Origin of the sequence: Paracoccus amoyensis (genome assembly GCF_014490725.1) — a bacterium.
GTDB classification, from domain to species: domain Bacteria; phylum Pseudomonadota; class Alphaproteobacteria; order Rhodobacterales; family Rhodobacteraceae; genus Paracoccus; species Paracoccus amoyensis.
Map to the genome: position 1 here is coordinate 418,861 of NZ_JACOQL010000002.1, position 14,199 is coordinate 433,059.

15 protein-coding genes and 2 pseudogenes are annotated in these 14,199 nt (G+C 60.3%); 7 read left to right on the forward strand and 10 right to left on the reverse strand.

The annotated features are described in order from the left end of the window. Positions 1–17: 17 nt before the first annotated feature. Positions 18–653: a ribonuclease T2 family protein gene (locus tag H4P12_RS06890; protein WP_187792926.1), complete on the reverse strand. Its 636-nt coding sequence runs from the start codon at positions 651–653 to the stop codon at positions 18–20. 184 nt (positions 654–837) lie between these two features. Here H4P12_RS06890 and H4P12_RS06895 point away from each other — a divergent pair, with 184 nt between their 5' ends. Further along, entirely contained in the window at positions 838–1,587 is a 750-nt protein-coding gene (locus H4P12_RS06895; protein WP_187792927.1) for a DUF1013 domain-containing protein, read from the forward strand. Between the two features lie 135 nt (positions 1,588–1,722). Here H4P12_RS06895 and H4P12_RS06900 read toward each other — a convergent pair whose 3' ends face one another. Both H4P12_RS06900 and H4P12_RS06905 read right to left on the reverse strand, forming a co-directional pair. Further along, positions 1,723–1,977 carry a GlsB/YeaQ/YmgE family stress response membrane protein gene (locus tag H4P12_RS06900; RefSeq protein ID WP_187792928.1) on the reverse strand — a complete coding sequence of 85 codons (255 nt, stop codon included), beginning with the start codon at positions 1,975–1,977 and terminating at the stop codon, positions 1,723–1,725. 114 nt (positions 1,978–2,091) lie between these two features. Then, positions 2,092–3,564 carry an NAD-dependent succinate-semialdehyde dehydrogenase gene (locus H4P12_RS06905; RefSeq protein ID WP_187792929.1) on the reverse strand — a complete coding sequence of 491 codons (1,473 nt, stop codon included), beginning with the start codon at positions 3,562–3,564 and terminating at the stop codon, positions 2,092–2,094. A gap of 183 nt (positions 3,565–3,747) precedes the next feature. Here H4P12_RS06905 and H4P12_RS06910 point away from each other — a divergent pair, with 183 nt between their 5' ends. Further along, the gene (locus H4P12_RS06910) at positions 3,748–4,416 is read left to right on the forward strand and encodes a DUF1236 domain-containing protein (RefSeq protein ID WP_187792930.1); all 669 of its coding nucleotides are present in this window, start codon (positions 3,748–3,750) and stop codon (positions 4,414–4,416) included. A gap of 52 nt (positions 4,417–4,468) precedes the next feature. Here the strand turns inward: H4P12_RS06910 and H4P12_RS06915 are convergent, their stop codons facing one another. Continuing rightward, positions 4,469–5,458, reverse strand: a complete 990-nt coding sequence (locus tag H4P12_RS06915; RefSeq protein ID WP_187792931.1) for a P1 family peptidase — start codon at positions 5,456–5,458, stop codon at positions 4,469–4,471. Positions 5,459–5,495: 37 nt separating this feature from the next. Further along, positions 5,496–5,666, reverse strand: coding sequence for a hypothetical protein (locus H4P12_RS06920; RefSeq protein ID WP_187792932.1), 171 nt, complete (start codon positions 5,664–5,666; stop codon positions 5,496–5,498). 106 nt (positions 5,667–5,772) lie between these two features. On the opposite strand from H4P12_RS06920, the gene smpB reads away from it, so the two are divergent. Continuing rightward, positions 5,773–6,249 carry an SsrA-binding protein SmpB gene (smpB, locus tag H4P12_RS06925; RefSeq protein ID WP_187792933.1) on the forward strand — a complete coding sequence of 159 codons (477 nt, stop codon included), beginning with the start codon at positions 5,773–5,775 and terminating at the stop codon, positions 6,247–6,249. Here smpB and H4P12_RS19260 read toward each other — a convergent pair. Continuing rightward, a pseudogene (locus H4P12_RS19260) lies at positions 6,246–6,594 on the reverse strand (DUF1304 domain-containing protein). The gene smpB and the pseudogene H4P12_RS19260 overlap by 4 nt on opposite strands. 133 nt (positions 6,595–6,727) lie before the next feature. On the opposite strand from H4P12_RS19260, the pseudogene sseA reads away from it, so the two are divergent. Both sseA and H4P12_RS06940 read left to right on the forward strand, forming a co-directional pair. Next, positions 6,728–7,581: pseudogene (gene sseA, locus H4P12_RS06935) on the forward strand (3-mercaptopyruvate sulfurtransferase). 1 nt (position 7,582) lies between these two features. Continuing rightward, positions 7,583–8,764, forward strand: coding sequence for an amino acid aminotransferase (locus tag H4P12_RS06940; RefSeq protein ID WP_187792934.1), 1,182 nt, complete (start codon positions 7,583–7,585; stop codon positions 8,762–8,764). A gap of 98 nt (positions 8,765–8,862) precedes the next feature. Here the strand turns inward: H4P12_RS06940 and H4P12_RS06945 are convergent, their stop codons facing one another. From H4P12_RS06945 to ubiA, 4 genes are all read right to left on the reverse strand, one after another. Next, on the reverse strand, positions 8,863–9,363 hold the full coding sequence (locus H4P12_RS06945; RefSeq protein WP_187792935.1) for a DUF1993 family protein: 501 nt from the start codon (positions 9,361–9,363) through the stop codon (positions 8,863–8,865). Position 9,364: 1 nt separating this feature from the next. Next, complete coding sequence (locus tag H4P12_RS06950; RefSeq protein WP_187792936.1) at positions 9,365–9,694, reverse strand: hypothetical protein; 330 nt, start codon at positions 9,692–9,694, stop codon at positions 9,365–9,367. Between the two features lie 10 nt (positions 9,695–9,704). Then, positions 9,705–11,984 (reverse strand): OmpA family protein, encoded by a 2,280-nt coding sequence (locus H4P12_RS06955; protein WP_187792937.1) that lies wholly within the window; start codon positions 11,982–11,984, stop codon positions 9,705–9,707. A 62-nt stretch (positions 11,985–12,046) separates the two neighbouring features. After that, positions 12,047–12,985, reverse strand: coding sequence for a 4-hydroxybenzoate octaprenyltransferase (ubiA, locus tag H4P12_RS06960; protein ID WP_187792938.1), 939 nt, complete (start codon positions 12,983–12,985; stop codon positions 12,047–12,049). 13 nt (positions 12,986–12,998) lie between these two features. Here ubiA and H4P12_RS06965 point away from each other — a divergent pair, with 13 nt between their 5' ends. After that, entirely contained in the window at positions 12,999–13,718 is a 720-nt protein-coding gene (locus H4P12_RS06965; protein ID WP_187792939.1) for a 16S rRNA (uracil(1498)-N(3))-methyltransferase, read from the forward strand. 281 nt (positions 13,719–13,999) lie between these two features. Continuing rightward, entirely contained in the window at positions 14,000–14,194 is a 195-nt protein-coding gene (locus tag H4P12_RS06970) for a DUF1127 domain-containing protein (RefSeq protein WP_187792940.1), read from the forward strand. Positions 14,195–14,199: the final 5 nt, after the last annotated feature.

The window sequence follows — 14,199 nt, forward strand, 5'->3', positions numbered from 1 at the left end:
GGCGAAGCGTCCCCGCGTTAGCGAACCCGCTCCATCAGGATGCGGGGTCGGCTACAATCACGCTTTATGTCGGGGGCGCAGTCTCGCGGTTCCATGTCACGGGTCAGGCAAATGCGAACCTCTTGCAGGGCTTCGCCTTGGCAGGTCACGGTGATGCCGTCGCGGGTTAGGGTGGGATTGGCCTCGACAAAGGCATCCTCGACGACAGTAGGGGGCAGCGTCACATCGCGGTTCAGGTCGTCGAAAACATCGGGAATGACGATGCTATCGGCAGCCTCGCGTGTCGTCGCGTAATAGTTTGCCGCTGACAGGCCGGTGCATCGCCCGTGCTTTTGCCATTGATACCAGGCCAGCCCGCCCGATCCCATGATGTCGGACATGGCCTGACTTTCGCGCCGCGACGGGTCGCGTTCGGGCGTGCGGCAATTCTGTGGCCAGCCGCGTTCATATTGTGGCCAAAGCCCGTGGACGACAAAATCGATATTGCGCCCTCTGCGGCATTGATCGGCGTTCCGATCATCGCCGGTGTTGGCGCACCAGGTCGGTGACCAACTGAGGGACAGGACATAATAATCGAACTGTCCGGCCACGTCGTCGGCGGCGGCAAAGTTTGGCGTCGCGGCCAGGGCAAGGGCGGTCAAGATGCGTTTCATCGCGCCAGACTAACCATCGCATGCCGAAGGTCCATCCCGGATTGCGCGAATCCTCTTTTCCCCGGCGGTCAGAAACGCTATATCAACCGACAATTCCCCCCGAAAACGTGGAATGGCAGCTGCCGAAAGCCGTTTTCCCGGCCTAGCCAACCATGTTCAGGGCAGAGACGCGAAGGAGATTTAAATGAGCAAGCCGTTGATGGCCAAGGCCACCGCCGTCTGGCTGGTGGACAACACCACGCTCAGCTTCAAGCAGATCGGTGACTTCACCGGTATGCACGAGCTTGAGATCCAGGGTATTGCCGATGGTGATGTCGCCGTTGGCGTAAAGGGCTATGATCCGATTGCTTCGCATCAGCTTGATGCGGAGGAGATCAAGAAGGGCGAAGCCAGCCCGAATTATCGCTTGAAGCTGAAATACAATCCGGCTTCGGAAGGCGAGGAAAAGCGTCGTGGACCGCGCTATACGCCGTTGTCCAAGCGTCAGGACCGTCCTGCCGCGATCCTGTGGCTGGTCAAATTCCACCCTGAACTGGCCGATGCGCAGATCGCAAAGCTGGTCGGCACCACCAAGCCGACGATTCAGGCAATTCGTGAGCGGACCCACTGGAATATCCAGAACATCCAGCCGATTGATCCGGTCGCACTTGGGCTGGCGAAGCAGACCGAGCTTGATGCCGCTGTTCAGAAAGCCGCGAAAAAGCGTGGCGCGGATGGCGATGTGATGACGGATGATGAACGTCGCAAACTGGTCAGCACCGAAACCTCGCTGGCTATGGGCGAAGAACCACGTCTGCCCAGCTCGATCGCCGGGCTTGAGAACTTCAGCCTGTCGAAAGATGACGAGGAAGAAAAACAGCCAGAGCGCGAGCTGGACGCGGACAGCTTCTTCAACCTGCCGGATGCAGATGACGACGAAGAAGACGACCGCTGATGATCGCAGGTGTTGGTCGAGACGCTGCGGGTCGTCATGCTGGACCCGCATTATCCGGCCGATAGGAATAAAGGATAACGCCCGCCATACATGATGACGGGCGTTATTTTCATTCTTCGTCAGTCGAAAAGATCATCAGCTTTTGCGACGAATCAGGCGACCCAGCCAAATCAGGATACATGCGCCGATAACGGCGATGATGATTTGACCGATGGCACCACCCATCGTTGCACCGAAAATGGTAACGGCCAGCCAGTTACCAACAACAGCACCCACGATACCCAGGATGATGTTCATCAGCAGGCCGTGTTCGCTTTTCATAAGCTGTTCCGCAATCCAACCAGCGATAGCGCCGAGGATGATGGAGAGAATCCAACCAAAACCTTCCATTGTTTTCCCCTTTGAAAACCATTTGGACACCGTCGCGTTGGTGCCTTGCGAATAGAAATGCGCAGCGGGAACAATATGTTCCCACCTTTGTGAAATATTTTTATCCGATGCGGCTTAGATCGACAGGCAGATATATTTCATTTCCAGGTAATCATCGATGCCATGGCTGCTGCCTTCGCGGCCCAGACCGGATTGCTTGACACCGCCAAAGGGGGCCACCTCGGTCGAGATGATGCCGGTATTCACGCCGACGATGCCGTATTCCAGGCCTTCCTGGACGCGGGTGATACGGCCGATGTCGCGGGCGTAGAAATAGGATGCCAGCCCGAAGATGGTGTTGTTGGCCTTTTCGATGACCTCTGCTTCGGTCTCGAACCGGAACAGCGGGGCAAGGGGGCCAAAGGTTTCCTCGGTTGACACTTTCATATCATCCGTGACGCCGGTGACCACCGTGGGCTCAAAGAACAGGCCTTCCAGGCGCTTGCCGCCCGTGACAACGGCGCCGCCACCCTCCAGCACGTTCTGGATGTGATCTTCGACTTTTTCGACAGCGTCTTCATTGATCAGTGGACCGGTGGTCACGCCATCTTCCAGCCCGTCGCCGACGCGCAGCTTGTCCACCGCCGCAGCCAGCTTTGCGGCAAAGGCGTCGTAAACGCCTGCCTGCACATAGATCCGGTTGGCGCAAACGCAGGTCTGCCCGTTGTTGCGGAATTTCGACGCCATCGCGCCTTCGACGGCGGCATCCAGATCGGCATCATCGAAGACGATGAAGGGGGCGTTACCGCCCAGCTCCATTGAACATTTCAGCACCTGATCCGCCGCTTGCCGCAATAGGATGCGCCCCACCTCGGTCGATCCGGTGAAGGTCAATTTGCGGATCAGCGGGTTTTCACAGAATTCCTTGCCGACCTCGCTGCTGCGCGACGAGGTGACGACGGACAGGATGCCTTTGGGCAGGCCCGCACGTTCGCCCAACACCGCCATAGCCAGCGCGGACAGCGGCGTTTCGGCAGCGGGGCGGGCGACAAAGCCGCAGCCGACGGCCAGTGCGGGACCGGCCTTGCGGGCGATCATCGCGTTCGGAAAATTCCACGGGGTGATACTGCCCACCACGCCAATCGGCTGGCGAATCACCGTCAGGCGTTTGTCGGGCATGTGGCCGGGAATGGTTTCGCCGTAGACGCGCTTGGCCTCTTCCCCGAACCATTCGATGAAGCTGGCACCATAGGCGATTTCGCCCTTTGCCTCGGGGAAGGGCTTGCCCATTTCCGCCGTCAGGATGCGGGCCAGATCATCCTGATTTTCCATCATCAGATCGAACCATTTGCGCATGACCTGTGCGCGTTCCTTGGCCGTCTTTGCCGCCCAGCCCTTCATCGCTTCGGCGGCAGCCTCGATGGCGACGGCCACCTCTGCCCGACCAAGGTCGGCAACCTTGGCAATGACATCGCCGCGTGCCGGATTGATGACGTCAAAGGTCGCGCCGTCCGCGGCATCGACCCATTCACCCGCCACGAAAGCGCGGGTTTCCAGCAGCGAGGGGTCGCGCAGCAGGGTTTGCAAATCGGTGGAATGCTTGGTCATGTCGGGGCTCCTCGATGCGGTTCGTCCAAACATGACCACGGCCCAATGCGGTTGTCAAAGCCCGTTCGGTTCCCAAGGTCGGGCCAAACTTAACGTGATGCGTCGTGTCGGAACGAGGGCTCAGATCGAGGTGTTGTTGCGTCAATGGCTCGCAAGGCGAACCAATGTGCAGGAGATTTTGTTATGAAACAGATGATTGCAGCGACGGCACTTGCAACGATCGCCATGACGGGCGCAGGTTTTGCGCAAACCATGGCCACCGCTGGCACCGATCTGAACGTGCGTTCGGGCCCGGGTGTTCAGCATGAAGTCGTAGGTGCCATCAAGAACGGTGCCGAAGTCAGCGTCGCCGGTTGTATCGAAAGCGCCAATTGGTGCGACGTCACCTCGGGTGAATTGTCGGGATGGGCCTATGGCGACTATCTGACCGTAAAGGCGGGCGATGAAATCCAGCCGCTTTATCCGAACCGCCAGACCATCGGCGTGACAGTGATCGAGCAGCCGGAAGCTGATCCCAGCCAGGACCAGAACACTGCTGTCGGCGGACTGGGCGGCGCGGCAATGGGCGCATTGATCGGCGGTCCGGTCGGCGCGATTGCCGGTGCGGCTATCGGTGGCACTGCAGGCGCGGTTGCGACCGAAGAGCCGGCCCCGGAAATCACCACCTACATCACCTCCAACGCCGTCGATCCGGTGTTGCTGGAGGGTGAGGTCGTCACCGGTGCCGGAATTCCCGAGAATGTGACCCTGTATGATATTCCGGAACAACCGGATTATCGCTATGCGCAGATCAATGGTCAGACAGTTTTGGTGAACCCAACGGACCGTAAAATCGTTTATATTTATCGCTAAGCTATCCCTCTTGGCGATCTCTCTGGGGGCGGTGCAGATTTGCACCGCCCTTTCAGTATCTTAGGCTTTTCCAGCTTGATTGCAGATCGCCCGGGCGCGGCGTCGCCGAATGGATTGCCCGCGCGACCGCCCGCGCCAAGACGCTTGCGGCGGCATGTCCCAGCAGGAACATATCCGTGATCGGGTCAGTCAATGGGCGCGCGGCCGATGAGGCGGCAAAGATCAGATCGCCGTCCAGTAGCGTGTGGCTGGGCACCAGTGCCCGTGCCAAACCGTCATGGGCGACGGTCGCCAGCCGCTGCAAAGCGGGTTTTTCCAGCATGGCGTCGGTTGCGATAATGGCGATGGTCGTGGCTTCACCCTGATGTTTCATCGGGGGCGGTTCGGCGGTTGCGGGGAAGGTGTCGGGCAGGCCAAGGCCGCCAAACTCATCCCCCACTTCCCACGGGGCTGCCCAGAAGTGGCGCGTATCGCCGACCGTCGGGCTGCCAAGCGCATTGACCGCCACCAGCGCACCGACAGTGACGCCATTCTCCAGCACCGCCGAGGCAGAGCCTAACCCGCCTTTCAGCCAGCCGGTCATCGCGCCGAAACCCGCACCGGCGGTGCCGATGGCGAAATCAGGGTTTGCCGCGTGATAGGCCGCGCGGCCAAGCGCGGGATAGGGATTTTCAGCCCAGTCCTTTCGCCCGCCATTCAGCAAATCGAACAGGATCGCGCCCGGCACGATGGGCACACGCACATCGCCGACCGCAAAGCCCCTGCCATCCGCCAGCAGCCCAGCCATCACGCCATCGCATGCCGCCAATCCAAAGGCAGACCCGCCCGCCAGAACCAGCGCATTCACCTGTGTCACCAGCTTGTCGGCTGCCAGAAGGTCGGTTTCCCGCGTTCCGGGTGCCCCGCCCATGACGTGAACGGCTGCGGCAAAAGGCATGTCCGCCGTCAGCACCGTGACGCCGGATCGCAAGGTTTCATCCTGCGCATTGCCGATCCGAAAGCCGGACACGTCGGTGATCAGATTGCGATTTCCTGGCTTCATCTGGAACTCCTTCGGCGAATTGCAATGTCAGACATCATCATGTTTCAGTTGCCGCACCCGGATATGGCGCAATGCCTCGACCATGAAGGCGGTCATCAGGCCGATTGCCGGTTTTGTTGAAGAAAGCCGCAAAGCTAAGGACCGACAGCCCGGACAGGAACACCGTGATCAGCATCATGATACTGCCGATGGAAATCTGAAGCAGCATTGTTCCCCCTTTTGGCCGTCTGTTTCCCCAGGATTGCGCTTGGTCGCGCCACTTACAATTGCCGCCCGACTTTACTTTGCACATGGGCCAGCCTATCTGACGATGCATGGCAAAAGCTGATGCAAACAAGAATTACAAGGTCATCGCCGAAAACCGGCGGGCGCGGTTCGATTACTTCATCGAAAGCGATCTTGAGGTTGGCATCATCCTGACCGGGTCAGAGGTGAAATCACTGCGCACCGGCCAGTCGAACATCGCGGAAAGCTACGCCTCGGTCGAGAATGGCGAATTGTGGCTGATCAACGGCTATATCGCCGCTTTGACGAATGCCGGGGTCTTTGGCCATGATGAACGTCGCAAACGCAAGCTGCTGGTCAGCAAGCGCGAATTGTCACGCCTGTGGCAGGCAATCGGGCGCGAGGGGATGACCCTTGTCCCGCTGGTGATGTATTTCAATGATCGCGGGCTGGTAAAGCTGAAGATCGGCGTGGGCAAAGGCAAAAAGGTCGCTGACAAGCGCGAAACAAGTGCCAAACGTGACTGGGATCGTCAGAAGCAACGCCTGCTGAAGCAGGGCGGCTAGGTCAGCGCCAGCAATAACAGCGCGATCAGTGCGGGCAGCGCCTGCACAAAGAAGATGCGCATCGACACCGTGGCCGCACCAAAGATACCAGCCACGGCAACGCATGTCAGGAAAAAGCTGATAAACCCGCGATCCCCCGACATGACACCGATCAGCAGCCCTGCGGCAAGAAAGCCGTTATACACCCTGATTGGCGGCCATGACGTTGGTTGCCTTGGCAAATTCGGGCGTTGTGCCGAAAATTTCGCGGGTGCGCGGGCGTTCCCACAGCAACATTTCCAGCACCAGAATCCACAGATGCAGAAGCGCGATCATCAACGCGATGGCCGAAACGACTTGGAACATGCGTCACCCGTTTACCCAAGATGCCGAAAAAGCATAACAATTGCGGGGCAACGCACAAGGCGGCATTGCAGCGCGGTGCCGTGCCGGTTAAATCGACTGCGAGCCGATCCCGGGGTCAACAAAGGGGATGCCCATGCAGGACGATCCGAAAACGCTGGTCTCGACCGACTGGCTTGCCGCGCATCTGAACGATCCCGATCTGCGGATCATTGATGCAAGCTGGCACATGCCCGCGTCGGGGCGTGATGCAAAGGCGGAATATGACGCCGCCCATATCCCCAATGCGCGCTTCTTTGACATCGACGCGATTTCCGACAAGCGCAGCGAGTTGCCGCATATGGCGCCTCCGGTGGAAATGTTCATCAGCCGGATGCGGGCAATGGGCATTGGCGACGGGCACCAGATCGTCATCTTGACAATTCCGATCTGCACAGCGCCGCCCGCGTCTGGTGGACATTCCGCCTGATGGGCAAGACGGATGTTGCCGTGCTGGATGGCGGCCTTGCCAAATGGCAGGCCGAGGGCCGCCCGGTCGAAGACATGTCCCCGATCATGCGCGACCGCCACATCACCGTGCAGCGTCAGGCCGGTCTGGTTCGCGATGTGACGCAGGTGGCCGCGGCATCCAAGTTGGGCGATTACGCGATCGTCGACGCCCGCGCGTCCGAACGGTTTCGCGGTGACGCGGCTGAACCACGCCCCGGCCTGCGTTCCGGTCATATTCCGGGGGCACGGAACCTGCCCTTTGGCCGGTTATATAATGGCGATGGCACGATGAAAGACCCAGATGCGATCCGCGCCGAATTCGAAGCCGCCGGCATCGACCTGTCCAAACCCGCGATCACGACATGCGGCAGCGGCGTGACCGCCGCGATCCTGTCGCTGGCGTTGGAACGGCTCGGCCATCGCAATCATTCCCTGTATGACGGAAGCTGGACCGAATGGGGCAGCTTTCCCGACCTGCCCATCGCAACCGGAGACGCGTAAGATGCTGTCCAACCTGAAACCGCAAGCCCCCGACAAGATCCTGATGCTGATCGAGGAGTTCAAGGCCGATACCCGTCAGGGCAAGATCGACCTTGGCGTTGGCGTCTATAAAGACCCGAACGGCGTCACCCCTGTCATGCGCGCGGTGAAAGAGGCCGAGAAGCGGATTTGGGAAACCCAGACCACCAAGGCCTATACCGGACTGGCGGGCGAGGCAGATTACCGCAACGCACTGGCCGCGATGGTGCTGAAGGATGTGCCTGCGGATCGTCTGGCCTCGGTCGCGTCCGTCGGGGGCACCGGCGCGATCCGGCAGGCGCTGGAACTGGCGCGTCTGGCGAACCCGGATGTGACGGTCCATGTGTCGGACCCGACCTGGCCGAACCACCTGTCGATCATGAAATTCATGGGCCTGCCCTATGTCGAATACCGCTATTTCGACAATGAAACGCGGGGCGTCGATTTCGAGGGCATGAAGGCCGACATCGCCAAGGCAGGCAAGGGCGACATCGTCTTGCTGCATGGCTGCTGTCATAACCCGACCGGTGCAAACCTGACGCTGGATCAATGGCTGGAAATCGTCGCGATCCTTGAAAAATCCGGGGCGGTGCCGCTGATCGACCTGGCCTATCAGGGCTTTGGCGACGGTCTGGATGCCGATGCAGAAGCCACCCGTCTGGTCGCGAAAAGCCTGCCAGAGGTTCTGATTGCCGCCTCTTGCAGCAAGAACTTCGGCATTTACCGCGAACGCACCGGCATCCTGATTGCGCTGGCGGAAAACCCGGCCGCTCGCGATCTGGCCCAAGGGTCGATGGCCTATCTGAACCGGCAGAGCTTCTCGTTCCCGCCCGATCACGGTGCGCGTATCGTCAGCACCATTCTGGGCGATGACGCTCTGCGTGCCGACTGGGCGGCCGAGCTGGAGGATGTGCGCAACACCATGCTGGGCCTGCGCGCCCAATTGGCGTCCGAGTTGCGCAACCTGACCGGCAGCGACCGTTTTGACTTTATCAACCGACATCGTGGCATGTTCTCTCGCCTTGGGGCGACGCCCGCGCAGGTGCAGAAACTGAAAGATGACAGCGCGATTTATATGGTCGGAGATTCGCGCCTGAACATCGCCGGTCTGAACGCCGACACGGTGCCGGTTCTGGCCCGTGCGATCATCGACGCCGGCATCTGATCCGCGACGGATATGACGAAAAGGGCGGCGCCGATGGCGTCGCCTTTTTTGTTGCAAGCGGCATCCGGCGCCCGATCATGGCATCGAAGGCTTGCCAATCAGTAGGCGTGCAATCCGTCGAAATCGGCCTTGCCGATCGCCATGCCGCCGTGGCGCAGGCCCGCATACGCCATGCTTGTGTGAAACATCATATTCGGCAGAGCGAAACGGATGGCGTAATCGACGGCCTCTTGGGTCAGCACCGCCTGACCCGCATGATGCGTGACCGGAAACACCATGTCTGTTCCGCGTATCGGGCGGATCAGATCGGCGATTTGTGCTTTATAGCCTAGCAATGTGTGGCAATCACGCTGCTTGGGAATGTCAGGCGCGATCTGACCTGTCGGCGGGCACATCGTTCGCGCGGCAAAGCGGATCGCAATGGCGAATTGCAATGCCGTGTCGAACATATCCGGGGCAAGCCGGATGGCCAGCAGGTCTGCGGCATCGTCCCGTGTGACGAGCTTTTGCAGGATCGCCCCGATCTGGTCGAGGTAGTGCAGAACCGTGGCAGGAACAGCTTCCGGCACAGGGTCGAACGATTCAGCGGGCAGCGCCAAATCAGCGCCGCGCCAGCTTGCGTTCGATGTAACTGCGCAGTTCCTCGACCTCGGTGCGGCTTTCGCGCAGGCCGTCCATCGCAGCCGCAAGTTCCGATTCCGCGCCGCGTAGCTTGCTGCGCATCTCGCCTTCACGCTCTTCCAGAAGGGATACGGCGGCGTCGCGGGCTTCTTCGGCGTCGTGCAGTTGCTGCGCCATGTGATCCAGTTCCGACATATCGGCGCGGGTTGACCGGAACAGGCGATGGACCAGCCAACTGGCGAACCAGCCCAGAATAAAGGCGGCGAACAGGATGATCGCGGTGACGGTGATGAATTCGGTGCGGTTCATGTGTCAGCCCTTATTCACTTGCTGCTTCTTCTGCCACTTCATCCGGGCGCGGAGAAGGGCGCGGCGTATTTTCATCCGGGGTCTGAACCGGAAGGATGATATTCTCTTCCCGTTGCTGCGGGGACAGAAATTCTTCGCTGGCACCCACGGTTGCGGGCGCAAAGGGGCTGGTGCCTGCGGTTGGTATGGGGGGGCCAAAGAATTCCGTCTCGGGCTGAGATACCTGTGCCGCAGATGGCGCGATCAGCGTGCGGATCATCGTGGCGGCAGCCGTCAGATTGATCGGACCTTCCATATTCTCACCCGCAAAGATCGGACCAAGGGTGATCGAGGCCATGCTTTCGGCCAGGATATCTTCATCCGTGAGGGGGGCAGGTTCCTCATCATGACTGTGATCGGCGTCCTCTGCAGACGGTTCGGCCGTCGTGCCCTGCAATGTGACCGGCGGGGGCAGCGTTTCCGTCCGAACGGGGCGTTCGGACATCAGCCGGAATTCGATGCGGCGGTTTTCTTCGCGACCCGCTTCGGTTTCATTGCTGGCGATGGGCTGGCTTTCGCCAAACCCGCGCGAGGTCATGTTGGCAGTGTCGATGCCTGCTTCCCGCATGACGCGCACCAACGCTTGCGCACGACCACGCGACAGATCGGCGTTGAACCCTTCCGAGCCTTGCGAATCCGTGTGGCCGCCCGCCTCGATCTGATAGTCGCGACATTCCTTCATCACATCCGCCAACCGCTCCAGCGTGGGGGCGGGATCGCCCGCGATGGACGATTTGTTCGGTTCAAACCCGATTTCGGCTTCGGACATGATGATGTTCAGCTGCCGCACGCATTCATTGCCATCGGGCAGGTTCAGCGCGGGATCCAGCAGCCGGTCATAGCGCACCGACAGTTCAAATGGCACGCCGGGGCCCAGACGATCGGCAAGTTGTGCGGCTGCCGCCTCGGTCGCTTCGGGGTTGCCTGATGTGCCCGACAGCGCGATCAGATCGGGCGTGACCTGCACGCTGCCGTAATCCAGGGTATCCAGCGCCTCGATCGCGGCCAGCACGCGAACCGTCCACCCCGAGGGCACCGCATCATCGTCAAGCAGATTGCTTTGCACTTCGGAAAAGCGGGATCGGGCAAGGCTGTCGACCGCTTCGTGCATGCGAGAGTTGGTGATACGGCCGCGCATGGACAGCTTTTGTTTTTCATCCAGCGTCGCGGTAAATTCCGCCGGGCCTTGCTCCTGATCTTCTGTGGATTTTTCCTGTTCGGCCCGCAGCGAAAAGACATCGGGCAGTGCCTGTTCCAACTTGCTGGTGGCGGCGTCATAGACCGTTTTTTCGATATTGGCCGGCACCACCAGCGCGACATCCGCGTCTGACAGGGTCACAGTGCCTGCGCCAAGCTGTTTGACAGCAGCAATCGCGGCCACGGCGGCATCGGCCCATTGCGGCGACGGCGCGCCAAGTCCCAGGGTGCAGCCGGGAATACCATCGACGCCCGCATCGACGGCGGCTTCGACAATCCGGTCACGCCCCTCTTCGTTATCGGCTGAACAGGCGTCAAAGCGCGGCCCATCCTTGTCGATCAGAAAGCGCAGCATGAAAGGAGAGATCACCGGCCGAGGGGCAGAAATCTCGGTCTGCAGTTTGACGCCGTCTGGCACCGCCTGGTTCAACGATGTTTCAAGCCGCCCCTTTTCCTCGCGGCTGTCCGTAATGGCTGATACATGCACCGTGCCCGCCTCGATTGAAATCTTGGCACGCGGCGCCAGTTGTGCCGCACGCAGGCCGAACTGCACGCTTTTATCCCACCCTTCGGACGGTTTCTGATCCGAGACTTCCAGAAGATCCGTGATCTGTGGCGCAGCGGTTTCATCGCGCAAAGTGCGGATCAGTGCGGCGCGATTGCTGGAACTGGGGATCAACCCGATCACCGAAATCCCGTCATCGTTTCGCAGCAATTCGATCTTCAATGGCGGCGGTGCCAGTGCTGCGACGGCAGCCACGGTCATGTCGTCGATGATGCGGCTGGAATCGACCGCCGTGGACGCCGCGGACATCGCCCGGAAACGGTCGACCTCGGTCGGGGCGGTGCCGGACAGATGGACCTGCAATCCGTCGGTGGTGACGGTGACCCATTCCTTGCCATCCAGCATCAGGGCGCGTTGCACATTGCCAAGCGAGCGTTTCTCGATGAACTCTGCCGCCGAATGCGCCCCCCACCAGCACAATCCACCCGCGGTCGTCAGGACCAGCACGGTGACAAGTGAAGCGGTAAGCCTGCGGCGGGATGAGGGCATCAGAATGTGTCTTTGGTTGTTTCCAAGTGCTTTGGTCTATCCATGCATTGCCAAAGGCGCAATCACACCAGTCCTGCGATGGCAAGAAACAGTGCAAGGATCAGCCCGGCATCGCGATTGGATCGAAACAGGCGAAGTCCTATAGGGCTTTGATATGGTTTGAAAATGCTTAGCTGCCAGGCAAGATGGCCAGCGAAGGCCGCCAGTCCGATATAGGCTATCAACAGATTGCGACCCGTCAGCAGGATCGCGATTGCCAGCAGGCTGACCGACAGGATCGCAAATCCGCGCAGAATCTTGGGGCTGTTGTCGCCGAACAGGCGGGCGGTGGATTTCACCCCGATCAGGGCGTCATCCTCGATATCCTGATGGGCGTAGATGGTGTCGTAAAAGATCGTCCATGCAATGCCGCCCAGCCATGCGACCGCAGGCGACAGGTCAACCCGCCCCATATGCGCCGCATAGGCCAGCATGACGCCCCAGTTGAACGCAAAGCCCAGAAACAGCTGCGGCCACCATGTGAAACGCTTGGCAAAGGGATAGATCGCCACCAGCACCAGCGACAGCACCCCCATCCAGATGGCAGCCGGGCCCAGCGTCAGCAGGATCAGAAACCCCACCAGACATTGCGCCACCAGCCACAGATAAGCGCCGCGCAACGTGACCTGTCCAGACGGCAGGGGGCGCGATTTCGTCCGCGCCACCTGCGCGTCGATATCGCGGTCGCTGATGTCGTTCCATGTGCAACCCGCGCCACGCATGACCAGGGCACCGATACCGCAGGCAATCGCGATCCACAGGTCAAACCAATGCGGCGCGTCATACATCATCGCCAGCCCGATACCCCACCAGCAGGGCAGCAACAGCAGCCACGTCCCGATGGGCCGGTCTGCGCGGCTAAGCCGCAGATAGGGTCGCCAGTGCGGCGGGGCATAACGGTCGACCCAGTTTCCTGCCGGTGCGTCGATGACGGCATCTGGCCTTTCGGTCTGGCTTTGCATAGCGTCTGGCCTCATGGCTAAGATCAGATTGTTCATAGAGCACCCCTTGGTCCCGGGACAAGCAGTTCCGCTGGACGCGGCGCAGGCGCATTACCTGTCCGGTGTCATGCGGCAGCGGGCCGGGGATCAGGTGACGGTTTTCAACGGGCGCGATGGCGAATGGCTGGCCTCGATTGCGCAGGCGGGCAAACGGGGCGGGGGGCTGGACCTGATCCGGCAGACCGGTGATCAGCGCGATCCACCCGATCTGTGGATGATCTTTGCACCGATCAAAAAGGCCCGCACCGATTTCATCGTCGAAAAGGCGGCCGAAATGGGTGCAGCCCGCATCCTGCCGGTGCAGACCGATTTCACCAACTCGGAACGCATCCGGCAGGATCGCCTGCAAGCCCACGCGATCGAGGCGGCGGAACAATGCGGCGGCACCTATGTCCCGGCGGTCGATGATCTGGTGGCGCTGTCCAAATTGCTGGACGGATGGGATCCGGCCCGTCGCATCCTTTGGGCGGATGAGGTTCTGGCCGGTCCGGCCGAAACTTTGGCAGGCTTGCCCGCCGGTCCCTGGGCCATCCTGATCGGCCCGGAAGGCGGCTTTTCGGACGCCGAGCGTAAGCGGCTGTCGTCTTTGCCCTATGTCACGCGCATCAGCCTTGGGCCGCGCATCCTGCGTGCCGATACGGCTGCGGTCGCGGCGCTGGCCCTGTGGCAATCGGCCTTGGGGGATTGGCGCTAGGCTGGGCGGGGATGCCAAGAATTACAGAATCGCGAATCAGTCGATCAGGTAAAGATCCCGACGAATTCGCAGGCAAATTAGCCTTATTTATGTTTACGCGCGCGTAAATCAGGCATCTGGACAGCTTCGTTGCATTTAAGTCACGTAAATCAGGTCCATGCTTGCAGCACGCGCATATCGGGCATGAACGCCGAATAGCTACTCTTGGCGCGATGCCCAAATTATATCGCTGGCATGATGAAGTTGCCCAATGGGTGGGCAAGACGAAAACAGGTGATGTCATGTCGACGATTGAAATGAACAGCAGTGCAACTGTTGGTGGTGTTGGCAATGTCTTCGCGAAACTGTTCTCGGTCCTGTCCGGGTGGAACGACACCCGCGTGACGCGCCGTGAACTGAGCCGCCTGTCGGATCGTGAGCTGGACGATATCGGTCTGTGCCGCGGCGACATCGAGCGGATTGCGCGCGGCTTCTAAGCCAT